This is a genomic window from Paraburkholderia sp. GAS199 (assembly GCF_050436585.1).
GTDB lineage: Bacteria > Pseudomonadota > Gammaproteobacteria > Burkholderiales > Burkholderiaceae > Paraburkholderia.
Map to the genome: position 1 here is coordinate 246853 of NZ_JBNDMM010000009.1, position 23277 is coordinate 270129.

Genomic DNA, 23277 nt, shown 5'->3' on the forward strand with positions numbered 1-23277 from the left:
CGCAGCGGGCGTGGTCAGCCGCACAGTCACTCACGTAGTCACCAATAGCCAGCAACGCAGTACACCATAAGCTCTATACCCAGGAGATCCGCATCATGTCAGAGTCACGTTTGCTCGACGGCAAGGTCGCCGTCATTTCCGGCGGCGCATCGCCGCGCGGTATCGGGATGGCGACCGCCCGCATGTTCGCCGCGCACGGCGCACGCATCGCCATTTTCGATCTCGACGAAAACGCCGCGGTCGAAGCGGCGGCGTCGATCGGACCGGAGCATCGCGGTTACGTCTGCAACGTCACCGATCGCGGCGCCTGTCAGGCCGCCGTGGAACGCACGGTCGCCGATTTCGGTTCGATCGACATCCTGATCAACAACGCGGGTATCACACAGGCCGTCAAGCTGCTCGATATCGACGCAGAAAGCTGGGACCGCATTCTCGACGTCAATCTGCGTGGCGTGCTGTATCTCTCGCAAGCCGTGGTGCCGCAAATGAAGAAGCAGAAGGGCGGTTCGATCGGCTGTATGTCCTCGGTGTCGGCGCAGCGTGGCGGCGGCATTCTCGGCGGCCCGCATTATTCGGCGGCGAAAGCGGGCGTGCTCGGACTTGCCAAGGCGATGGCGCGTGAACTCGGCAACGACGGCATTCGCGTCAATTGCGTGACGCCGGGGCTGATCCAGACCGACATCAACGCGGGCAAGATCAGCGACGAAAAACGCGTCGAGATTCTGTCCGGCATTCCGCTCAATCGCCTGGGCGTTCCCGACGACGTGGCCGGCGCGTTCCTGTTCCTCGCGTCGAATCTGTCTTCGTACATCACCGGTGCGGTGATCGACGTGAACGGCGGCATGCTGATTCACGGCTGATCTCGCCGCGCGTCGACCGCAAGCCCGGCGGGAGGCCGGGCTGCATCGAGGCGAAACTCAGGCGAAACCCAGGCGGAACCTGAGAGATTTTGTCGTAGAGCACAGACGACCGCGGTGAGCGACACGTGCAGCCGCCGCGGTTCAGCTTCAAAGAAATATAACGACACGCCATATTGGAGGAAGACACCATGACTACCGGTCCCAACGCCCCGAAGGGCATCAGCCGACGCACTTTTCTGAAGGCCGGCGCGACCTTGTCCGCGGCCGCGCCTTTGTGGAGCATCTCGCGCAGCGCCACGGCCGCGCCCGAATTTTCGTACAAGCTCGCGACCGGCCAGGACCCGACGCATCCGGTCAATATCCGCGCTCAGGAGGCGATCAACCAGATTCGCGACGCCACCAAGGGCCGCCTCGACATCAAGCTGTTTCCGCAGAATCAGCTCGGCTCCGACACCGATCTGCTCTCGCAGGTGCGCAACGGCGGCGTCGAATTCTTCAACCAGGCCTCGTCGATTCTGGCAACGCTCACGCCCGCTGCGGGCATCGTCAATACAGGCTTCGCATTCAAGGACTACGACGCGGTCTGGAAAGCCATGGACGGCGATCTCGGCAACTACATCCGCGCGCAGATCACGAAGTCGGGCATCGTGTCGGTGAGCAAGGTGTGGGACAACGGGTTCCGCCAGATCAGTTCGTCCACCAAGGCCTTGCGCGCGCCGGCCGACCTGAAGGGCTTCAAGATCCGCGTGCCGCAGGCGCCCATGCTGACCTCGCTGTTCAAGGCGCTCGACGCCGGTCCCGCGCCGATCAATTTCAACGAGTTGTACTCGGCGCTGCAAACCGGCGTGGTGGAAGGGCAGGAAAATCCGCTGCCGATCATCGCGACCGCCAAGCTCTACGAAGTGCAGAAGTACATCAGCCTGACCTCGCACGTGTGGGACGGTTACTGGATTCTCGGCAATCGCGCCGCGTGGGAGCGTCTGCCGGCCGATATTCGCGCCATCGTCACGCGCGAGTTCGAAAAGGCCGCGATGCTGCAACGCGCGGACATCGCCAAACTGAGCCTGTCGTTGCGCGACGACCTGAAGTCGAAGGGCATCACTTTCGTGGATGTCGATCGCGAAGCGTTCCGTGGCGCGCTGGCCAAGACGAGCTTCTATCACGACTGGAAAGCCAAGTACGGCGACGAGGCGTGGGGGCTGCTGGAGAAGTCAGTCGGAAAACTGGGGTAATGCGATGATCTCGATCTCCTATTCGCACGAGCGGCAGCATCGCTTCGCCTGTGCGCTCGATTCCGCGTTGGGCCACCTGGTGGAGATTCCCGCCGCCTTGCTGGTGCTCGCGGAAATCGTCGTGCTGCTGGCCGGCGTGACGAGCCGCTATCTGCTGCACTCGCCGCTCGTCTGGTCCGACGAACTCGCGTCGATGCTGTTTTTGTGGCTTGCCATGCTGGGCGCCGTGATCGCACTGCGGCGCGGCGAGCATATGCGAATGACGGCGCTGGTCGGCATGGCGTCGCCGGGTGTGCGCGCCTTTCTCGACGTGGTCGCGATCGCCGCGCCGATCGCGTTCCTGGCGATGGTGATCGGACCGGCCATCAGCTTCGCGCAGGATGAAGCGTTCATCACGACGCCCGCGCTGGAGTTGTCGAACTCGTGGCGCGCGGCGGCGCTGCCGGTCGGCTCGGCGCTGATGCTACTGGTCGCCGTGGTGCGGCTCGCGCGCATGGGCAACTGGCGGCTCACGCTCGGCGCGCTCGCCACGGTCGGCGCGCTGGTCGGCATCTTTGTCGCGCTGGGACCGTTGCTGCGCGACCTCGGCAACATCAACCTGCTGATCTTCTTCGTCGGCCTCGTGGCGCTCGGTGTGCTGAGCGGCGTGCCGATCGCGTTTTCGTTCGGTCTCGCGACGTTCGGCTATCTCGCGCTCACCACCAATACGCCGATGCCGGTGGTCGTGGGACGCATGGACGAGGGCATGTCGCATCTGATCCTGCTGTCGGTGCCGCTCTTCGTGTTTCTCGGACAACTGATCGAGATGACCGGCATGGCCGCCGCGATGATCGCGTTTCTCGCGAGCCTGCTGGGTCACGTGCGCGGCGGGCTGTCGTACGTGCTGGTCGGCGCGATGTATCTGGTGTCGGGCATCTCGGGTTCGAAGGCCGCCGACATGGCAGCGGTGGCGCCCGTGCTGTTCCCGGAAATGAAAGCGCGCGGCGCCAAACCCGGCGATCTGGTGGCCTTGCTGGCCGCCACCGGCGCGCAGACCGAAACGATTCCGCCGAGCCTCGTGCTGATCACGCTCGGTTCGGTGACGGGCGTGTCGATTTCCGCGCTCTTCACCGGCGGCATGCTGCCGGGCATCGTGCTGGCGTTTACGTTGTGCATCGTCGTGCAGTGGCGTTATCGCCGCGAAGACATGTCGGGTGTCAAGCGCGCGACGCGCGGCGAGATTCTGCGCAAGTTCGTGATTGCCTTTCCCGCCATCGCGCTGCCGTTCGTGATTCGCGCGGCGGTGGTGGAAGGCATCGCGACGGCCACCGAAGTGTCGACCATCGGCATCGCCTACGCGGTGGTGGCGGGTCTGCTGATCTATCGACGCTTCGAATGGGCGCGCCTGAAGCCGATGCTGATCGACACCGCGACCTTGTCCGGCGCGATCCTGCTCATCATCGGCGCGGCGACCAGCATGGCGTGGGCGCTGACGCAATCGGGCTTCTCGGGACAACTCGCGCAGACGCTCGGCAGTCTGCCCGGCGGCGCGGCGATGTTCATGGCCGCGTCCATCGTCGTATTCGTGATTCTCGGCAGCGTGCTCGAAGGCATTCCGGCCATCGTGCTGTTCGGCCCGCTGATGTTCCCGATCGCGCGCGCCATGCACATTCATGACGTGCATTACGCGATGGTGGTGATCCTCTCGATGGGCGTGGGTCTGTTCGCGCCGCCGTTCGGCGTGGGCTACTACTCGGCGTGCGCCGTGAGCCGCATCCATCCGGACGAAGGCATGAAGCCGATTCTCGGCTACATCGCCGCGCTGATGGTCGGTCTCATCATCGTTGCCGCAGTGCCGTGGATTTCCACCGGTTTCCTGCATTGATTCGCCGGTCGTGCGCGAGGTGGTGGATTCTGCCGGTTGCCGCCTCGTGAACGTTTCGTTCGCCGCATTCCTGTTCGTTCTGATTGCCGCTGCGCTGCAAAACGGCGCGGCGTAGAGGAGCCTTTTGTCATGTCCACCACCGAAGCGCAGTCCGTTGCGCCGAATGTTTCGCCCGTTTCACCGGCATCGTCCAGCGCGGACGAACCGTCTGCGGCGGCGCATTCAGCGCAGCCGCCGCTCGCCGACGCGATCCGCTTTCTTTCCATCGACGCCATTCTGCAAGCGGGCGAAGGTCATCAGGGCGTGCCGCTCGGCATGGCCGAAATCGCGACGGCGCTGTTCACGCGGCATCTGAAGTTCAATCCCGCCGATCCGACCTGGGCCGATCGCGACCGCTTCGTGCTGTCCAACGGTCACGGCTCGCTGCTGCTGTATGCGCTGCTGTATCTGACCGGCTACGAAGCGATCGGCCTCGATCAGTTGAAGCGTTTTCGCGAACTCGGTTCGCATTGTGCGGGGCATCCCGAGTACGAGCCGGCGCACGGCATCGAAGCGACGACAGGGCCGCTCGGTCAGGGGATCGCCAACGCGCTCGGCATGGCGATCGCCGAAGCGTATCTGGCGGCGAAGTTCGGCAGCGAACTCGTGGACCACTACACGTATGCGTTCGTCGGCGACGGTTGTCTTCAGGAAGGCATCGGTCAGGAAATGATTTCGCTCGCCGGCCATCTGCGGCTCGGCAAACTGATTCTCTGCTGGGACGACAATCAGATCACCGACGACGGCAGCACCTCGCTTTCCATCAGCGAAGACGTCAGCGAACGATTCCGCGTGGCCGGCTGGCATGTGATCGACGTGGACGGTCACGATCTCGACGCGGTCTCGGCGGCCTTGACGATTGCACGCTCGGACCCGCGTCCGTCGATGATCGCGTGCAAGACGGTGATCGGGCGTGGCATCGCGCGCTTGCAGGGACAACGCGGCGGCCACAGCGGCAAGCTGTTTCAGACGGACGCCGACGCCGCGCGTGCGGAACTCGGCTGGCCGCATGCGCCGTTCGAGATTCCCGCCGCCACACTCGACGCGTGGCGCGAAGCGGGCCGTCGCAGCAACGCGGACTACAACGCGTGGCACGCACGGCTGGCCGCCTTGCCGCCGGCGCAGCGCGCCGAATTCGACCGCGTCATGTCGGGCCGCCTGCCCGATGGCTGGCGCGACATACTCGACGCTTACCGGCAACGCGCCGTGGAGCGCGACGAACCGCAACCCGGCATCGCCGTGTCGGGCGAGATCAGCGATCTGTTCGCGCCGTTGCTGCCGGAACGCATGATCGGATGCGCCGATCTCGAAGCACCCACGGCGCACAAGCGTCAGCTGCACGCTTTCACCGCCGACGACCGCAGCGGCGCTTACGTCCACTGCGGCGTGCGCGAGCACGTAATGGGCGCGATGGCCAACGGCATGGCCGCGCACGGCGGCGTGATCGCGACCAGCGTCACGTATCTGGCGTTCTCCGATTACCAGCGCCCCGCCATGCGGATGGCCGCCCTGATGGGTCTGCCGGTGCATTACGTGTTCAGTCACGACTCGATCGGTGTCGGCAAGAACGGCCCGACGCATCAGCCGGTGGAAATTCTCGCTTCGCTGCGCGCCATGCCGAACATGCTCGTGCTGCGTCCCGCCGACGCCGTGGAAGCCGCCGAATGCTGGGCGCTCGCGCTGTCACATCGCAGCGGGCCGAGCACGCTCGTGTTCGCGCGCCAGGCGTTGCCGCCGGTGCGGCGCGAGCACACCACGGAATCGCTGTCGCAGCGCGGCGCGTACGTGCTCGCCGAAGCCGACGGCGGCGCGCGCGCCGTGACCTTGCTCGCGACCGGTTCCGAGGTCGCGCTGGCGGTCGAGGCGCGACGCCGTTTGCAGGAAGACGGCATTCCGACTGCGGTGGTGTCGATGCCGTGCTGGGAAATCTTCGACGAGCAGGATGCCGCCTATCGCGCCGCCGTGCTCGGCGCGAACACGGTGCGCGTCGGCGTGGAAGCGGCGTTGCGCTTCGGCTGGGACCGCTATCTGGGCGAGCGCGGCGGCTTCGTCGGGATGACGGGCTTCGGCGCGTCGGCGTCGGCGGAAACCTTATATGAACACTTCGGCATCACCGCTCGGCAGATCGTGGCCGAAGCGAAGCGGCTGTTGTCGAACACGGGGACATGACCATGCATAAGATTGCTTTTCTCGACCGCGCCACGCTCGCGCCGCAAATCGTCCTGCGCGAACCGCGTTTCGAGCATCAGTTGATCGAGTACGAGAACACCACGCCGGAGCAGGTGAGCACGCGACTCGCGGGCGTTTCGATCGTCATCACCAACAAGGTCGCGCTCACGCGCGAGACGCTGGAGCGCTTGCCCGATCTGAAGCTGGTGGCGGTGGCGGCCACCGGCACCGATTGCGTCGACAAGGCGGCGTGCCAGCAACTCGGCATTGCCGTGTGCAATATTCGCGGCTACGCCATCAACACGGTGCCGGAACACACCTTCGCGCTGATTCTCGCGCTACGACGCAACCTGATCGCGTATCGCGACGACGTGCTCGCCGGCGAGTGGCAGAAGTCCGGACAGTTCTGTTTCTTCACGCATGCAATTCACGATCTGGCCGGCGCGCGGCTTGGCATCATCGGCGAAGGCGTGCTCGGGCAGCGTGTCGCGGAGATCGGCAAGGCGTTCGGCATGCAACCGGTGTTCGCCGCGCACAAAGGGCGCGACGGCCTCGGGCCGCTCTACACACCGTGGAGCGAAGTGCTCGAAACCAGCGACATCATCACCGTGCACAGTCCGCTCACGCCGGCCACGCGCAATATGCTGGCAATGCCCGAATTCCGCGCGATGAAAAAGAAGCCGCTCATCATCAACACGGCGCGCGGCGGTCTGGTCGACGAAACGGCGCTGGTGCAGGCGCTCGACGAAGGTCTGATCAGCGGCGCGGGTTTCGACGTGACCGCCGGCGGTGAGCCGCCGCCGTCGGATAGTCCGTTGTTGCGCGCGGCCGGTCGCCCGAACGTGATTCTCACGCCGCACGTGGCGTGGGCGTCGGACGAAGCGCAACAAGGTCTCGCCGATCAATTGATGGACAACATAGAGAATTATGTGAACGGCGCGCCGACCAATCTGGTGCAAGGCGCGTATTGATCCGATTGATGGATTGATTGAAAACACGCCGACAGTTAGCTCGCTGCCGACAAAAAATCGACGACACCGGACGAGATATTCTGTATCTCGCCCGGCTTGTTCGGGCACGTCACGCTGCAATCCTTAATGGCCGCGGGCCTCGGGTAAGCCCGCAGTTTTCGTACCTCTCTCTTCGCACTCCGCGACCTGCGGCACAGACCTTTTTTTCGCATTAGCATACGCACGATGTCCAGTGCGTCCGGCACGTTTGCTTCGCCGGACCCTGCCGCTGGAATGTCACATGCGCGGGTCGCGCAGAACGTCCCCCATCGCTCATCGCAGGCTCAGACTGCGAACCCCGCCGTTCGACGCCTTTTTTATGCGTCACGGCCATCATCCATTCACGCGCTTTGCCTGACACATCGTTGGCTGATATGAGGAATGTACGCACATCTTTGATCGTGGCCGTGTTCGTCGTGGAACTGATTTTCGGCGCTTTTCTGTTGCTGCACAAAAGCAGCCGTTCGACAGGAAGCGACGGCGACAGTGACGGCGCCACGCATGCAGCCGAAGTCATGGCCGCCACCGATCCACGCTTCGGCAATAGTCATGTGACGGTGGGCACCGTGGCGGTCGCTGCGCAAACTGTCAATGCGCCGGCGGCGCCGGTCCCGCCAATTCCGGTGACGACCGCGCGGCCGGTCGTAGTGGCGCCGGTTGCGGCGCAGGCGGACACGTCGGCGAGCCTGGCTGCGCAAGTGCCCGTCACGCCGCCTTCCGTCGACGGAAAAAGCTATGCCGCGCACGGATCACGCTGGGCGTCGCGTGGCGAAGTGCATCGTGACGGCTTGACGCGTCACGGCTCGAATCCGGTGGCGGCCGCGTTGACGGACGAACTGGTGAAGGAGTCCGCGAAACTCGATCCGGATTTGCCGCCGCCCGAGCCGATGAACCACGTCGACGCGTATCAACCCGCGGCGCACAGCGACACGTCTCTGCAGGCTGCGCGGTCGGGGTCGAACCCGTCGGGACCGGGAAGCAGTGCGCGTTTCAACCCTGTCGCTTCCGCGATGACGGAACAGCTCGTGAAGGAATCGGCGCGGCTCGATCCGGCCTTGCCGCCGCCGGACCCGACCGGCGCGAAGTGAGCGTTGCGTTGAATAGTTCGCGCTAGGCGGCGCGTTTCAGCACCAGCCGCGCTTCGAGACCGCCGTCGGGCCGGTTGTGCAGCGACAGCGTGGCGTCGATGGCGAGCGCCAGTTGCCGTGCGATGGCGAGGCCGAGTCCGGTGCCGCCCGTGCCGCGATTGCGCGACTCTTCCAGCCGCACGAACGGTTCGAACACCGCGTCGAGCGATCCGGCGGGAATGCCCGGACCCCGGTCGAGCACGGAGAGCGTGATCTGACCGGCCTCTGAGGCGGCGATGGCAATTTCGGCGGAGCCGCCGAACTTCAGCGCGTTGTCGACGAGATTGCCCACGATGCGCCGCAACGCCTGTGGACGCGTGACGATCTGCGCGCCGATACGGCCGCTCAGCGAGACGTCTTTGCCCGCGTCCACGTAATCGAACACGAGGCTTTCGACCAGCGCGTCGGGGTCGATCCGCAACGGCGCTTCGCTCGCGCCGTGCAGGGTGCGGGCATAGGTGACGCCTTCCTTCACCATCGTTTCCATTTCGTGCAGATCCTGTTGCAGCTTCGCGCCCTGCGCGCTGTCGTCGAGTACATCCAGACGCAGCCGCATGCGGGTGATCGGCGTTTGCAGGTCGTGCGAGATCGACGCGAGAATCTGCAGACGCTCGGTCATGTACGACTTGATCCGGTCCTGCATCGCATTGAATGCGCGTGCCGCGCGCGCGACTTCGTCCGGTCCGTCTTCGGGCAGACGCTCCGCCTGCAGATCGGGACCGAGCGTGTCGGCGGCGCGCGCCAACTGGCTGAGCGGCCGCGTCGCGAGCCGCACGGCCAGCCAGCAGCACGCCACCAGCACCACCAGTTGCAATACCAGCACCCACGAGAGCCAGGGCGAAAGCGGCGCGCTGGGCACCGGGTGATAGTCGATGGTGAGCGGCGTGCCGTCGCTCAGTTGCAGATGCACTTGCAGTCGGTCCGGATCGCCCGGCACGGCATTCACAGTCAGCGCGTAGCGTTTGCCGATGCCGTCCGCGATGGACTGGGCGACCCGCGCCGAGAGTTCCACGTCGGGCGGCGCGCCGGTTACGCCGGGTCCGAGAATGAAGGTGTAGGTGCGCCGCGCGAGTCGCGGCAGCCACGCGGCGCGCTCGGCGGGCGGCAGGTGATCGAGCAGCGCGACGGAACTGGTGACCTCGCTTTCGATGTAGCCCATCATCACGTTGGTCATGGTCTGGTCGCGTTCGGTCCGGGTGAGCCAGACCGACAGCGATTGCACCAGCGCAAGACTGACGAACAGAATCAGAACGAGCCGCGCAAACAGCGTGCGCGGCGCGTGCAGCAGCGCCGTCGGATTCATGGCGTGCCTTCGATCATGCTGACTGCGGACGAGAACACATAGCCTTCGTTACGCAGCGTCTTGATGTAGCGCGGCTCGCGCGCGGTGTCCTGCAGACGTTGGCGCAGCCGGCTGACCAGCAGGTCGATGGAGCGGTCGAAGGCGTCGGCCTGACGTCCCTGGGTGAGATTGAGCAGTTGATCGCGCGTCAGCACGCGCTGCGGGTGATCGAGGAACACGCGCAGCAGGCGGTATTCCGCGCCGCTCAACGCGACCATCGTGCCGTGCGCGTCGAGCAGATGCCGCGCCGTGGTGTCGAGACGCCAGTCGCCGAACGCGATCATCGGCGCGGTTTCCGTCACCTGCATGCCGGGTGGCAGCATGCGCGCGCGACGCAGCACGGAGCGGATGCGCGCCAGCAGTTCGCGCACGGCAAAGGGCTTGGAGAGGTAGTCGTCGGCGCCCATTTCGAGTCCGACGATACGGTCGGTTTCCTCGCCGCGCGCCGTCAGCATCACGACCGGCACCGCGCGGAACTTGCCGGCGCGCAATTCGCGGCAGAGCACCAGACCGTCTTCGCCGGGCATCATCAGATCCAGCACGATCAGATCGGGCGCGCCGCTTTCCAGCACCGTGCGCATCTGCCGGCCGTTGGCCGCCTGCGAGGCACGCATGCCGTTCTTTTCGAGGTAGGTGGCGATCAGTTCACGAATGCCCTGATCGTCGTCGACGATCAGCACGTGGTCGGGGGTTTCCATCGATGAATCGATCCTCTGGACGGTCAAGCCGGTTTTCGTATGGCCATGATGATGCCGTAAACGTCGGGCTCGCAGCGCGCGCGTTCGGGTGCATGACGATCCCGCCGCGGCGTCCGCATTGGTGCGATTTTTTTGGGGAAGGTATCATCGTCGGCCGTACGAGGTCGAAGGCGATCCGCCGCCGCGACGCATCCTTATCTATCGAGGGGTTTCGATGGCCGGTCTGATCAGGGCATTGTTTGGGGACGAACAGGGCGATCTGCGCCGCAAGATCGGCGGGCTCTATCTGCTTCTGATCGCATTCAATATCGGCGCCTGGCTCTGGGCCTTCGCGGCCTTCCATCATTATCCGCTGCTGATGGGCACGAGTCTGCTGGCTTATTCGCTCGGTCTGCGGCACGCCGTAGACGCAGACCACATCGCCGCGATCGACAACGTCACGCGCAAGCTGATGCAGGCCGGCAAGCGGCCGATCACGGTCGGTCTCACGTTTTCGCTGGGGCATTCGACCATCGTGGTGCTGGCCTCGGTGGGTATCGCCGCGACGGCGATGGCGCTGCAAACCCGCATGGCCGGCTTCCGGGAAATCGGCGGCCTGATCGGCACGCTGGTGTCCACGCTGTTCCTGTTCGCGATCGCGCTGATGAACCTGGTCATCCTGCGCTCGGTGATTCGCGCATTCCGGCGCGTGCGGCGCGGCGAGCCTTACGTCGACGAAGATTTCGATCTGCTGCTCGCGGACCGTGGCCTGCTGGCGCGCATTTTCCGGCCGCTGTTCCGCCTCGTCACGCAAAGCTGGCACATGTACTTTCTGGGCTTCCTGTTCGGTCTCGGCTTCGACACCGCGACCGAAGTCGGCCTGCTCGGCATTTCCGCGGCGGGCGCGGCGCAGGGTATGCCGATCTGGTCGATTCTCGTGTTTCCCGCGCTCTTCACGGCAGGCATGACGCTGGTCGACACCACCGACAGCATTCTGATGCTGGGCGCCTACGGCTGGGCGTTCGTCAAGCCGATCCGCAAGCTCTACTACAACATCACGATCACCACGATTTCGGTCGTGGTCGCGTTGCTGGTCGGCAGTATCGAAGGGCTCGGCCTGCTCGCCGACCGCTTGCAACTCACGGGCGGCTTCTGGGACCTGATCGGCCGTCTGAACGACAACTTCGGGATGATCGGGTACGTGGTGGTCGGCGTGTTCGTGGTGAGCTGGCTGGTGTCGGCGGCGCTTTACAAGTGGAAACGGTTCGACGAGATGGACGTCGGGTCCACGCAGGCCTGAACCCCGGCTCGACGCGGCGCAATGCCCCGGCAAACCGGGCTCAGCCAGCCGCGCCGGCGTGCGTCCGCTGCGTGCCGACCGCCTGCAGAATGGCCTGCACGACCTTGTCGCGAGCCGGCCAGTTGCGCGCCATGTCACCTTCTACATACTGCTCCGGCGCGATGCTGCGATACGGCGGCGGATAACCCCAGATAGCGTCGTGAACCTGCGGACGCGTGATGCTGCCGCCGAGCACGGCCACCGTTGGGCGACGAAACGCGGCGGCCACGTGCATCAGCATCGTGGAGTTGGTCAGCACGACGTCGGCGCCCTCGGTGAGAGCAAAGACGATGCGCATGGGCAATTCGCCTGCCAACGAGCGCACCGGCACAGCCGCACCGGTGGCGGCCACGGCCTCGGCGGCGCGCGCGCGGTCCGCCTCGCTGCCGACAATCACCATATCGCACGCGGCGCCGTCGGCCGCGACCGCTTGCGCGACCTGCGTGAGCGCCGCGCCCACTTCGCGCGGATCCCACGCCTTGGTCGGCACGCCCGCGCCGACACCGATCACCATTCGCACCATGCGGCGGCCCGCGTCCGCTGAACGCCAGAGTTGGGCGGCGCGGCTGCGTTCTTCGTCGGTCAGGAAGAGTTGCGGACGCGCTTCGGGCAGGTCCGTCACGCCGAGCAATTCGCCTTGAGCCAGGGCAGCGCGACCGGATTGCCGGCGCGCGAATTCGATGTATTCCTGACAGCCGCTCCAGCCGCCGCGATAGCCGCGCACGCCGATGCGATAGCGCGCGCCCGCGCGCATCAGCAGCATCGCGCCCATGTAACTGCCGAGCACGTCGATGCCGACATCGAAGCCGCCGCGCGCGCGTAGCGCCGCCACTTGCGGCGAACCCGACAGGAAGCGCAGCACGTTGCCATGCGAGCGGTCCGCGACCAGCTTGTTGTTCCAGGGCGCGTCGATATCGACCACTTCGTCGACATAAGGATTGTTCTCGAGAATCGGACGGCCCCAGCTGCCGATGCCGGCGACGAGGCGCGTGGTCGGGAAGCGCTTGCGCAGCGCTTCGAAGAGCGGCGTGGTGGTGAGCAGTTCGCCGAAATCGTTGGGCCGCAGCACGAGAATATCGCGCGGCGTGCCGCGATGCGGGTCGAACCGCGGCGGGTAGAAGCGGCCCAACAGCCAGGCCGGCGATTCGATCAGCAGGCTTTTCCAACCCATCGTTTGATGCTCCGAACTGGCGTGAAGTAAGCGGCGGCGCGACGCGACGTTCCAGTCACGATTGTGCAACGCAACCCGCGGCGCAAATGTGGCGAGGCGTACAGTGCCGGGGCGGTGGGGCTGTCCGATTCCGCCATCGTGCGAAGCGGCGCGCGCGTGACATAATTCCCGCGACGTGCTTTCAACGCGGCGAGGGCGTATTGCCCGTGTCCGCTTACAACCAGGAGATTCGAATGAGCAAGGGATATTGGGTGACCGCGTACCGCGAGACGAAAGACGCGGCGAAGCTGGCAGCCTACGCACAGCTCGCGGCGCCCGCCATCGCGGCCGCCGGCGGCAAGTTCATCGTGCGCGGTCCGGCCGAAGAAGTGCGCGAGCAGGGCGTGAAGCAACGCACCGTCGTGATCGAATTCCCGTCTTACGAAGCCGCGCTCGCCGCCTACGACAGCGACGCCTACAAGGAAGCGCTGAACGCACTGGGCGACGGCGCCGAACGCGATCTGCGCATCGTACGCGGCTTCGAATGACGCAAGGCGCGCCGGGCGGCGCGTCATCACGCAGATAAACGCTGGCCACGGTGCGCCGCGAGGAGCTGCCATGTTTCGACTTCGTTCAATTCATGGGATCAGGGCGCTCGGCGGCCTGCTTGCCGCGCTGACGCTGCTCGGCGCGTCGATGGCCTTCAGCTGCACGCGCGTGCTGTACGCGGGCGCGGACGGTCAGGTGATCACCGGACGGTCGATGGACTGGTCCGAAGACATGCGCTCGAATGTCTGGGTGTTCCCGGCCGGCATCCAGCGCGACGGCGCGGCCGGTCCGCGTTCGCCGCGCTGGACGTCGAAATACGGCAGCGTGATCGTCTCGGGCTACGAGATAGGCAGCGTGGACGGCATGAACGAACGCGGTCTCGTCGCCAACGCGCTCTATCTCTCCGAAACCGATTACGGCAAGCCGGATGCGCGGCGCGCGCCACTTTCCATCAGCCTGTGGGCGCAATACGCGCTCGACAATTTCGCCAGCGTCGAAGAAGCGGTCGAGGTGCTTCAGCGCGAACCGTTCCAGATCATCGCGCCGCCGTTGCCCAACGGCAAACCGCTCACCATCCACCTGTCGCTGTCGGACGCGCACGGCGATTCGGCGATTCTCGAATACCTCGACGGCAAACTCGTGATTCATCACAGCCCGGCGTTCAAGGTCATGACCAATTCGCCGATCTACAGCGAACAGCTTGCGCTCGACACCTACTGGAAAGGCGTGGGCGGGCTCACGTTTCTGCCCGGCACGAATCGCGCGGCGGATCGTTTCGTGCGGGCGTCCTTCCTGCTGGACGCGATTCCGAAGGAACTCGATCCGAACTACATCGCCAGCGTGCCGGACCGGTCGTACGCCTATCAGGCGGTGGCCGGCGTGATGAGCGTGATGCGCTCGGTGAGCGTGCCGCTCGGCATTCGCTCGGCCGACCAGCCGAATCTGTCGTCGACCATCTGGCGGACGGTTTCCGACCAGAAGAACCTGATCTACTACTTCGACTCGTCCACGCGACCCGACACCTTCTGGGTGGCGCTCGGCAAACTGAACCTGAAGCCGGGCGCGCCCGTGATGAAGCTGTCTATCGACAGCGGTCAGGTTTATTCCGGCGAAGTGTCGGCGTCGTTCGTGCCGACCCCTTCGTTCAGATTCATGCCGGCGCCGCCGCCGGCGCCCGCGCCCGGTACCTGATGCCGCGCGCGTGTCAGACGCCGGCCAGCGCCGGCAATTCCACGCCGTATGCTGCGTGCGACTCGCGGCCGCCCACCGAGGCTTGACGCGCCGTGCGGCTGACTGGCGACGCGCTCCCGACGCGCAGATTCAGACACGCCGGATAGCGCGCGTTTTTCTTCGCCAGAATCGCGGCGCTCAGAAATTCCGCGCTGTAGGCGTTCAACAGATGGGCGTGATGGGTTTCGATGTAAGCGGCGATCCGCGCCTGTTCTCCATCGATCGTCACCAGCGAAACGAGCGTGCCGGCGTCCCAGCGGAAACGCAGGCCGAGTTCGTCGAACGCGGCGTTGTAGGCGCACAGTTGCGCTTCGATTTCCGCGCGGTGGGCAGGATCGAAGGCGTCGCTTGGGTCGAGGTTCATGGTCGTCTCCTTGAGGCAGATGGCATGGACCAAGAATAGAAGCGACGATGGATTAGCAACAGTTAAAGTTATTGTGAAAAACGATAGCGCTTTGGTTATACGTGCCATCGCGACTGCGTGGCGGCCGCCGCGCGTGGCGCTCAGGCTGTCGTTCTCGCCGCGCGTTCGTGCCGGCCGTGCTGCTCGTGCAGGTGATCGGCGTCGATCTGCGTGATCGCCGCAATCTGGGCGGCGCCCTCGTTGATCAGAAACTGCTTGAACGCCAGCGCAGTCGGCGGCAGACGCTTGTTCTTGCGATGCACCACGTACCAGTCGAGCATCAGCGGAAAACCCACCACGTCGAGCACGGCAAGATTGCCAACCTGCAATTCGAGGCTGATGGTGTGCGCCGACAGAAACGCGATACCCATGCCCGCGATCACCGCCTGCTTGATCGTCTCCGTGCTGCGAATTTCCATCGCGATGTTCAGGCGGCCCAGGTTGCCGGCGAAACCGTCCTGCATCGAATGCCACGTGTCCGAACCCTTCTCGCGCACGATGAACGGTTCCTCCGCCAGCGCGGAAAGCGTGATGCGCTTCTTGCCGACCAGCGCGTGACCCGGCGGCGCCACGATCACATAAGGATGAGGCGCGAACGATTCGTTGAGCGTGTCGAGATCGTGCGGCGGCCGCACCATGATCGCGAGGTCGGTGAGGTTGTGCGCCAACTGGTGAAGCAGTTCCTCGCGATTGTGCACTGCGAGATTGAGCCGCACGCCTTCATTGCGGCGCGCGAATTCGCCAAGCAGACGCGGGAAAAAATAGTCACCCGCGCTAATCACGGCGACATTCAGCTGACCGCCCGCGATGCCCTGCAAGCGGTCCATCGCACCGTCCATCTGACGGAACTGGTCGATGATGGTCCGCGCGTAGTGCAGCATTTCCGAACCGGCAGGCGTGAGATAAATCTTTTTGCCGAGTTGTTCGAAGAGCGCGATGCCCGCGTGCTCCTCGAGTTGCTTGACCTGCGTGGAAACGGCGGGCTGCGTGAGGTACAGCTCTTCGGCAGCGCGAGAAAAGCTCAGGTGACGAGCTACTGTCTCGAAGATCTTCAGCTGGCGCAGCGTCGCGTTTCTCATGAGCCAATACCCTGTCAGGGCAAACCATATATTAGGGATGCCTAATACAAACCATAAAATGTTTTAACTTTCGCTGATTGCCGTTCTCGCGCAGCATGCCCTCAGACTTGCTGCTCGCGCAACTACTTTATTCAGGTGCCTCGCGACGCAAAAAGTAAGGGTTTTCGTGAGTGCAAGGTGTGTGTGCATTCCATCTGGCCGACCATGGGCGCTTCACTGCCGGCACAACGCCGGGCAGCACGGCGATTCGATGAGTAAGTCCAACGTGCCGATCGAGCGCGACGGAATCTACAGGAGACGGAAGACATGGCCTATTCCAACGCGGCTGAGGATGGCAGTAAGCCGTTCACGCATAATCGATGGGTGCAGCTGGCGATCGGCATCGTCTGCATGGGACTGGTTGCGAATCTGCAATACGCCTGGACACTCTTCGTCGTACCGATGGACAACGCGCACCATTGGGGGCAAGCGGCAATTCAAACCGCGTTCACTGTCTTCATCGTGACCGAAACGTGGCTCGTGCCGGTGGAAGGCTGGCTGGTCGACAAGTTCGGGCCGCGTCCGGTGGTGATCGGCGGCTCGGTGTGCGCAGCGCTCGGCTGGATCATCGACGCGCACGCCAGCAGTCTCGTCGAGCTCTACGTCGCGGCGGTGATCGCCGGTATCGGCGCGGGTTGCGTGTACGGCACCTGTGTCGGCACGGCGCTCAAGTGGTTTCCGGACAAGCGCGGTCTCGCGGCCGGTCTGACGGCAGCGGGCTTCGGCGCGGGTGCCGCCGTCACGGTCATTCCGATTGCCGACATGATCCAGCGTTCGGGTTACGAGCACACGTTCATGTTCTTCGGCATCTTCCAGGGCGTCTGCATTCTGCTGCTCGCCACGATGCTGATTCGCCCGAAGCCGCCGGTCGGCGCCGTGGCTGCACGGCGGGTTGTCGCTTCCAAGATCGATTACACGCCTGGCGAGATGATCCGTTCGCCGCTGTTCTGGGTGCTGTATCTGATGTTCGTGTTCGTCGCGGCGGGCGGCATCATCGCGACCGCGCAACTCGGGCCGATCGCCAAGGAATTCGGATTCGCGAAGTTGCCGGTGAACCTGATGGGCATCACGTTGCCGCTGCTCACCATGACTCTTTCGATCGACAATCTATGCAACGGCTTCACGCGTCCGTTGTGCGGCTTTCTGTCCGATCGCATCGGTCGTGAAAATACGATGTTCATGATCTTCCTCGGCGAAGGCGTCGCGCTGCTCGGGCTCATGCAGTTCGGTCACAACCCATACGCCTTCATGTTCTTCGCGGCCGCCGTGTTCCTGTGCTGGGGCGAGATATTTTCGATCTTCCCGGCCACTTGCGCGGACACCTTCGGCAGCAAGTACGCCGCGGCCAATGCGGGCACGCTCTACACCGCCAAAGGCACGGCGTCGATGCTGGTGCCGATCGCCTCGGTGCTTTCCGCAAACGGCGGATGGGGCACGGTGTTCATCGCGTCCGCCGTGGTGTCGATTGCGGCTGCCGTGTGCGCGAAGTTCGTCCTCGCGCCCATGCGCAAGCGCTGGATCGAGCAGTCGGGTGCGCCGGCAACTGTCGCGGTTGCCGAGGTCCGGCTGAGCTCCGCGTCGAATGGACCGCTCGAATGAGCGTCGCGCGCCACCGCTGATCGTTGACTCCTTTGCGTGCCGCGGCGTCGTTCACGCTGCGGCTGCCCTTTCCGCCCGCTTTCGACGGTGCGTTCCGGCGACCTGCAGCCTGGCTGCAAGGTCGCTTTCCGTGCTTCCAGCCACGCCCTCCTGACAGATCGCGATGCCCCGCGTCGAGTGAATCACGACGCGTGCGACATGCTCGCAGACACTAACTGGACTCCGTTGTGTATGTGATATATGGTATTAAATATATATTCGGCTCGCGTGCGGAGCCGTCCATGTGTCCTTCACATCGGGAAACACTGTCTATGGCTGATACGCAAACAGATGATTTTTCCGTGGCGCCGCCGCTGACGCTCGTCCCCATCAGTGCGACGGCTTCCTTGCGCGACCAGGCCTACGCCAAGCTGAAACAGGCGATTGCCGAGGCCGACATCTACCGCTCGAGAGAAGAGATCCGGCTGGACGAAAAGGAGCTGACCGAAGCGTTGGGTGTGAGCCGTACGCCGGTTCGCGAGGCCATGACGCTGCTCGAACAGGAAGGCTTTCTGCGCACGGTGCCGCGTCGTGGCATCTACATCCAGCGCAAGACGAAGAAAGAAATCGTCGACATGATCCACATGTGGGCGGCGCTCGAAAGCATGGCGGCGCGGCTCGCCACGCAGCGCGCGGCCGACTCCGAGATCGAAGCGCTGCGGCGGATGTTCGATCACTTCCGCGACGCCACGCCTGCCGAGCATATCGACGAATATTCGGAGGCGAACATTGCCTTTCACCAGTCGATCGTCGAGTTGTCGCAATCGCGGATTCTGCTCGACACCATGAAGAATCTGTTCGTTCACGTCCGCGCGATACGCAAGATGACCATTTCGCAAAGCGATCGTGCGTCGCGTTCCATCGTGGATCACATGCGCATTATCGAAGCGCTCGAAAGGCGCGACACCGAAGTGGTCGAAAGCCTCGTGCGTCAGCATTCGCTCGAACTGGCCGCGTTCGTCGAAGCGAATTGTGATTTTCTCGACTGAATGAAACGTGGCCTGGAAATTGGGCCGTATAAATTAGTAAGAATGCCTAAGCATTGCGACGATTCACGCGTCGCAGTGTTGGGCTATTGCATCGCGTAGTCAGCAGAAACCCGAAAGGGAAAACGCGAACTTCGGCGGCAGAAAACGCAGGGAATTCGAGGCGGCGTGTCATCGCGTCGACGCGGGAACGTCGCCAAAAAGACCGGGCCGACACGCAATGGAAGCTCGAGTGCAACTTGTGCGATGCAAACGTGTTTCGATGCATCGGCTTGGCATGAAGCCCTCTGCGCGAAAGTGCAATGCAGCAAACGCAACCGGCCTCAAAAACTCGCTTGACTAATACTGTGTGTGGAATATTGTATATCACGAATCCACACAACGCCCCGCCACGGAGGAGAGACGTCATGGCAGAAGCTGACAGCACCGCAGCAGAAGAGACACTGAAACAGCAGGCGAGCGAAACGACCGACGGATTCCATCTCGTCATCGACGCACTGAAACTGAACGAGATCGACACGATCTTCGGGCTGGTCGGCATTCCGATCACCGACCTCGCACGGCTGGCGCAGGCCGAGGGCATGCGCTTCATCGGTTTTCGTCATGAGCAGCACGCGGGTAACGCGGCGGCTATCGCCGGCTTCATGACCAAGAAGCCGGGCATCTGCCTGACCGTCTCGGCGCCGGGCTTCCTGAACGGGCTGACGGCACTCGCCAACGCAACCACGAACTGCTTCCCGATGATCCTCATCAGCGGATCGAGCGAGCGCGAGATCGTCGATTTGCAGCAGGGCGACTACGAGGAAATGGACCAGCTCAACGCCGCGAAGCCGTACGCCAAGGCCGCGTATCGCGTGCTGCACGCCGAAGACATCGGCGTCGGCGTGGCGCGTGCCATTCGCGCGGCGGTGTCGGGCCGTCCGGGCGGCGTGTATCTCGACCTGCCGGCCAAACTGCTCGCACAGACGCTCGACGCGGTCAAAGCGCAGCAGTCGCTCATCAAGGTGGTGGACGCCGCGCCGCGCCAGCTGCCCGCGCCTGACTCGGTCAAGCGCGCCATCGACGTGCTCAAGGGCGCGAAGCGTCCGCTGATCCTGCTCGGCAAAGGCGCGGCCTACGCGCAGGCCGATGCAGAAATTCGCGCATTCGTCGAGCAGAGCGGTATTCCGTATCTGCCGATGTCGATGGCCAAGGGTTTGCTGCCCGACACGCACGAACAGTCGGCGTCGGCGGCGCGCTCGTTCGTGTTGCAGGAAGCGGACGTGGTCGTGCTGATCGGCGCGCGTCTGAACTGGCTGCTTTCGCACGGCAAGGGCAAGACGTGGGGCGCGGAACCCAAACGCTTCGTGCAGGTAGATATCTCGCCGACCGAAATCGACAGCAACGTCGCGATCGCGGCGCCGGTGATCGGCGATATCGGTTCGTGCGTGGCGGCGCTGCGCGGCGGCCTCGACGCGAGCTACACGAAGCCGAACGCGGAATGGCTGGGCGCGATTGCCGAACGCAAGAACAAGAATCTCGCGAAGATGGCGGCCACGCTCGACAAGAACCCGTCGCCGATGAATTTCCACAGCGCGCTGCGCGCCATTCGCGACGTGCTGAAAACGCGGCCGGATATCAACGTGGTCAACGAAGGCGCGAATACGCTCGACTACGCGCGCAGCATCATCGACATGTACGAGCCGCGCAAGCGCTTCGACTCGGGCACGTGGGGAATCATGGGCATCGGCATGGGCTTCGCCATCGGCGCAGCGGTGACGAGCGGCAAGCAGGTCGTGGCGATCGAAGGCGATAGCGCGTTCGGCTTCAGCGGCATGGAACTCGAAACCATCTGCCGCTACGAGTTGCCCGTCTGCACGATCGTGTTCAACAACAACGGCGTGTATCGCGGCACCGACGTGAACCCGACCGGCGGCAAGGACGTCGCACCGACCGTGTTCGTGAAGGGCGCGCGCTACGACCGGATGATCGAGGCCTTCGGCGGAGTGGGTTGCCATGCCACCACGCCCGAAGAGTTGACTCAGGGACTGCTCGACGCCATTGCATCGGGCAAGCCGACCCTGATCAACGCAGTGATCGATGAAGCAGCGGGCACCGAAAGCGGACGCCTGACCAATCTGAATCCGCAAAGCGCGGCGATGAAAAAGTGATCCAGAGCAACCACGGAGATACCAAAGTGACCAAACCACTCGAAGGCATCAAGATCATCGACTTCACCCACGTTCAGGCAGGTCCGGCGTGCACCCAGTTGCTCGCCTGGTTCGGCGCCGATGTGATCAAGGTCGAACGGCCGGGTTCCGGCGACGTCACGCGCAACCAGTTGCGCGACATTCCCGACGCCGACGCGCTGTACTTCACCATGCTCAACAGCAACAAGAAGTCGCTGACGCTGGACACCAAGAAGCCGGAAGGCAAGGAAGTGCTGGAAAAGCTGATCCGCGAATCCGATGTGCTGGTCGAAAACTTCGGCCCCGGCGCGCTGGATCGGATGGGTTTTTCGTGGGAGCGTCTGAACGAACTGAATCCGAAGATGATCGTTGCGTCGGTGAAAGGCTTTAGCGACGGCCACCATTACGACGACCTCAAGGTGTACGAGAACGTCGCGCAATGCGCGGGCGGCGCGGCGTCCACCACCGGCTTCTGGGACGGCCCGCCGACCATCAGCGCAGCGGCGCTCGGCGACAGCAACACGGGCATGCATCTGGCCATCGGCATTCTCACGGCGCTGATCGGCCGCGATAAAACGGGCAAAGGTCAGAAAGTGGCCGTCTCGATGCAGGACAGCGTGCTGAACCTGTGCCGCGTGAAACTGCGCGACCAGCAGCGCCTCGACCGTGTCGGCTACCTCGAAGAGTATCCGCAATATCCGCATGGCGAATTCAGCGACGTCGTGCCGCGCGGCGGCAATGCGGGCGGCGGCGGTCAACCGGGCTGGGTGCTCAAGTGCAAGGGCTGGGAAACCGATCCGAACGCGTACATCTATTTCACGATCCAGGGCCACGCATGGGAGCCGATCTGCAAGGCGCTCGGTCGTCCCGAGTGGATCGACGATCCGGCCTACAAGACCGCCGAAGCACGGCAGCCGCATATCTTCGAGATTTTCGGCGTGATCGAGGCGTGGCTGGCCGACAAGACCAAGTTCGAAGCCGTGGACATTCTGCGCAAGTTCGACATTCCGTGCGCGCCGGTGTTGACGATGAAAGAACTGGCCAACGATCCGTCGTTGCGTGCCAGCGGCACGATCGTGGAAGTGCCGCACAAGAAGCGCGGTTCGTATCTCACGGTGGGCAGCCCGATCAAGTTCTCGGATATGAAGCCGGAGGTCACGGCGTCGCCGTTGCTCGGCGAACATACGGACGAAGTGCTGGCGAGCCTCGGCTACAGCCGGCAGGACATCTTCAATCTGCACGAGATCAAGGCAGTCTGACGGTATGACGTTGCGCTACGGCGTCCTTCACCGGACGCCGTAGCGGTTGCAGCAGACAAAACATATTTGGGGGCAAGCAATGAGTGCCGCAATCGACTTCGAGCAACTGGTCAACGCCATCGGCGACGCGGTCATCATTTCCGATGCGCAGGGCAGCATCACGCTCTGGAATCCGGCGGCGGAACGCATGTTCGGCTTCACGCAGAGCGAGGCCCTTGGCAAGTCGCTCGATCTCATCATTCCAGAACGTTTGCGCGGCCGTCATTGGGACGGCTATCACAAGACCATGGCGACCGGCGAAACGCGCTACGGCAATGACGTGCTGCGCGTGCCCGCCGTGGACAAGGCCGGCCGCTCGCTCTCGATTGCATTTACGGTCGCTTTGCTGCACTCGCCGCAGAACGAACTCACCGGCATCGTCGCCGTGATTCGCGACGAAACCAGTCGCTTCCAGGAAGAGCGCGCCTTGCGCAAGCGTCTGACGGAACTGGAAGCCGCAGCGGGATAAGCCACGTGCGCTGTTAGAATGGTTTCCCTTTTCTTGGGAGACGCACATGTCCTGGTTCATTTACGAAGTGCCCGAATACAACGAAGACGGGGCGCGCATCGAACCGTTCAGCGACCTGCGTAGCCGCGTGGTGAAAGTCAGCGGTCAAGCCATGGCGGACGAGCTGGAAAGCGTCCGCGAAAACGCCGCCACGACGGCCGACAAGCCGGCGCATCCGCTACGCTCGGCCGACAATCCTCATGTGTTTCCCATTCCTTACGCCGACTCGATGATCCTGGTCGGCTTTATCTTCGAACTGAAACGCGAAGGGCGGCAACTGGTGGTGTCGCCGGTCGAGATGCCGTGGTTGAAAGAAGCGTAAAGCGTCGGTAGCTAATCTACCTGCGTGGTTGACTCCGCGCCTGCACGTCGCCGCGACCATTCGTCGGCGACGTCGCCCATATTCTTCGATACACCGTTTTTGACCCACGCCATGAAATCGCGGTCGAACCTGAAATCGGGTCCGCATTCGGCGGTCAGAAACCGGCGCACGTTCTGCGTATTCCTGTAGTTTCCATCCACGAGCGTTGCGCGCGTCATGTGTCCGCCGTGCCAGTCGAACTTCATAAG

The 23277-nt window shown here is 63.8% G+C and carries 21 protein-coding genes; 15 read left to right on the plus strand and 6 right to left on the minus strand.

The genetic code is table 11. The features are described from left to right. The first annotated feature begins 95 nt into the window (after nt 1-95). The 6 genes from P3T18_RS30340 (at nt 96) to P3T18_RS30365 (ending at nt 8262) form a co-directional block, all read left to right on the plus strand. The gene (locus P3T18_RS30340) at nt 96-860 is read left to right on the plus strand and encodes an SDR family NAD(P)-dependent oxidoreductase (protein ID WP_429303645.1); all 765 of its coding nucleotides are present in this window, start codon (nt 96-98) and stop codon (nt 858-860) included. 188 nt (nt 861-1048) lie between these two features. After that, nucleotides 1049-2092: a TRAP transporter substrate-binding protein gene (locus P3T18_RS30345; protein WP_429303646.1), complete on the plus strand. Its 1044-nt coding sequence runs from the start codon at nt 1049-1051 to the stop codon at nt 2090-2092. 4 nt (nt 2093-2096) lie between these two features. Beyond that, entirely contained in the window at nt 2097-3956 is a 1860-nt protein-coding gene (locus tag P3T18_RS30350; RefSeq protein ID WP_429303647.1) for a TRAP transporter large permease subunit, read from the plus strand. A gap of 129 nt (nt 3957-4085) precedes the next feature. Then, complete coding sequence (gene tkt / locus P3T18_RS30355) at nt 4086-6164, plus strand: transketolase (protein ID WP_429303648.1); 2079 nt, start codon at nt 4086-4088, stop codon at nt 6162-6164. A gap of 2 nt (nt 6165-6166) precedes the next feature. Continuing rightward, nucleotides 6167-7135, plus strand: a complete 969-nt coding sequence (locus P3T18_RS30360; RefSeq protein WP_429303649.1) for a D-2-hydroxyacid dehydrogenase — start codon at nt 6167-6169, stop codon at nt 7133-7135. A gap of 413 nt (nt 7136-7548) precedes the next feature. Next, on the plus strand, nt 7549-8262 hold the full coding sequence (locus P3T18_RS30365; RefSeq protein WP_429303650.1) for a hypothetical protein: 714 nt from the start codon (nt 7549-7551) through the stop codon (nt 8260-8262). Between the two features lie 22 nt (nt 8263-8284). On the opposite strand, the gene P3T18_RS30370 is transcribed toward P3T18_RS30365, so the two are convergent. Both P3T18_RS30370 and P3T18_RS30375 read right to left on the minus strand, forming a co-directional pair. Further along, a complete protein-coding gene (locus tag P3T18_RS30370; RefSeq protein ID WP_429303651.1) occupies nt 8285-9604 on the minus strand; it encodes an ATP-binding protein in 1320 nt (439 codons plus the stop codon). Beyond that, complete coding sequence (locus tag P3T18_RS30375) at nt 9601-10341, minus strand: response regulator (RefSeq protein ID WP_429303652.1); 741 nt, start codon at nt 10339-10341, stop codon at nt 9601-9603. The genes P3T18_RS30370 and P3T18_RS30375 overlap by 4 nt, the downstream gene beginning before the upstream one ends. 214 nt (nt 10342-10555) lie before the next feature. Here P3T18_RS30375 and P3T18_RS30380 point away from each other — a divergent pair, with 214 nt between their 5' ends. Continuing rightward, nucleotides 10556-11620, plus strand: a complete 1065-nt coding sequence (locus P3T18_RS30380) for a HoxN/HupN/NixA family nickel/cobalt transporter (protein WP_429303653.1) — start codon at nt 10556-10558, stop codon at nt 11618-11620. A 40-nt stretch (nt 11621-11660) separates the two neighbouring features. Here the strand turns inward: P3T18_RS30380 and P3T18_RS30385 are convergent, their stop codons facing one another. Continuing rightward, nucleotides 11661-12830 carry a glycosyltransferase family 9 protein gene (locus P3T18_RS30385; RefSeq protein WP_429303654.1) on the minus strand — a complete coding sequence of 390 codons (1170 nt, stop codon included), beginning with the start codon at nt 12828-12830 and terminating at the stop codon, nt 11661-11663. 233 nt (nt 12831-13063) lie between these two features. On the opposite strand from P3T18_RS30385, the gene P3T18_RS30390 reads away from it, so the two are divergent. Next, a complete protein-coding gene (locus tag P3T18_RS30390; RefSeq protein WP_429303655.1) occupies nt 13064-13357 on the plus strand; it encodes a DUF1330 domain-containing protein in 294 nt (97 codons plus the stop codon). 70 nt (nt 13358-13427) lie between these two features. Then, nucleotides 13428-14549 carry a linear amide C-N hydrolase gene (locus P3T18_RS30395; RefSeq protein WP_429303656.1) on the plus strand — a complete coding sequence of 374 codons (1122 nt, stop codon included), beginning with the start codon at nt 13428-13430 and terminating at the stop codon, nt 14547-14549. A gap of 13 nt (nt 14550-14562) precedes the next feature. Here P3T18_RS30395 and P3T18_RS30400 read toward each other — a convergent pair whose 3' ends face one another. Both P3T18_RS30400 and P3T18_RS30405 read right to left on the minus strand, forming a co-directional pair. Then, nucleotides 14563-14952: a hypothetical protein gene (locus P3T18_RS30400; RefSeq protein ID WP_429303657.1), complete on the minus strand. Its 390-nt coding sequence runs from the start codon at nt 14950-14952 to the stop codon at nt 14563-14565. Nucleotides 14953-15092: 140 nt separating this feature from the next. Further along, a complete protein-coding gene (locus P3T18_RS30405; protein WP_429303658.1) occupies nt 15093-16070 on the minus strand; it encodes a LysR family transcriptional regulator in 978 nt (325 codons plus the stop codon). A 306-nt stretch (nt 16071-16376) separates the two neighbouring features. On the opposite strand from P3T18_RS30405, the gene oxlT reads away from it, so the two are divergent. From oxlT to P3T18_RS30435, 6 genes are all read left to right on the plus strand, one after another. After that, the gene (oxlT, locus tag P3T18_RS30410; protein ID WP_429303659.1) at nt 16377-17708 is read left to right on the plus strand and encodes an oxalate/formate MFS antiporter; all 1332 of its coding nucleotides are present in this window, start codon (nt 16377-16379) and stop codon (nt 17706-17708) included. A gap of 311 nt (nt 17709-18019) precedes the next feature. Further along, a complete protein-coding gene (locus tag P3T18_RS30415) occupies nt 18020-18736 on the plus strand; it encodes a GntR family transcriptional regulator (RefSeq protein ID WP_429303660.1) in 717 nt (238 codons plus the stop codon). Nucleotides 18737-19140: 404 nt separating this feature from the next. Then, on the plus strand, nt 19141-20883 hold the full coding sequence (oxc, locus tag P3T18_RS30420; RefSeq protein WP_429303661.1) for an oxalyl-CoA decarboxylase: 1743 nt from the start codon (nt 19141-19143) through the stop codon (nt 20881-20883). Nucleotides 20884-20909: 26 nt separating this feature from the next. After that, entirely contained in the window at nt 20910-22160 is a 1251-nt protein-coding gene (gene frc, locus P3T18_RS30425) for a formyl-CoA transferase (RefSeq protein ID WP_429303662.1), read from the plus strand. 79 nt (nt 22161-22239) lie between these two features. Next, nucleotides 22240-22668, plus strand: a complete 429-nt coding sequence (locus tag P3T18_RS30430) for a PAS domain-containing protein (RefSeq protein WP_429303663.1) — start codon at nt 22240-22242, stop codon at nt 22666-22668. A gap of 46 nt (nt 22669-22714) precedes the next feature. Further along, nucleotides 22715-23029: a helicase gene (locus P3T18_RS30435; protein ID WP_429303664.1), complete on the plus strand. Its 315-nt coding sequence runs from the start codon at nt 22715-22717 to the stop codon at nt 23027-23029. Nucleotides 23030-23040: 11 nt separating this feature from the next. Here P3T18_RS30435 and P3T18_RS30440 read toward each other — a convergent pair whose 3' ends face one another. After that, the gene (locus P3T18_RS30440) at nt 23041-23274 is read right to left on the minus strand and encodes a DUF6434 domain-containing protein (RefSeq protein WP_429303665.1); all 234 of its coding nucleotides are present in this window, start codon (nt 23272-23274) and stop codon (nt 23041-23043) included. Between the last annotated feature and the right edge of the window lie 3 nt (nt 23275-23277).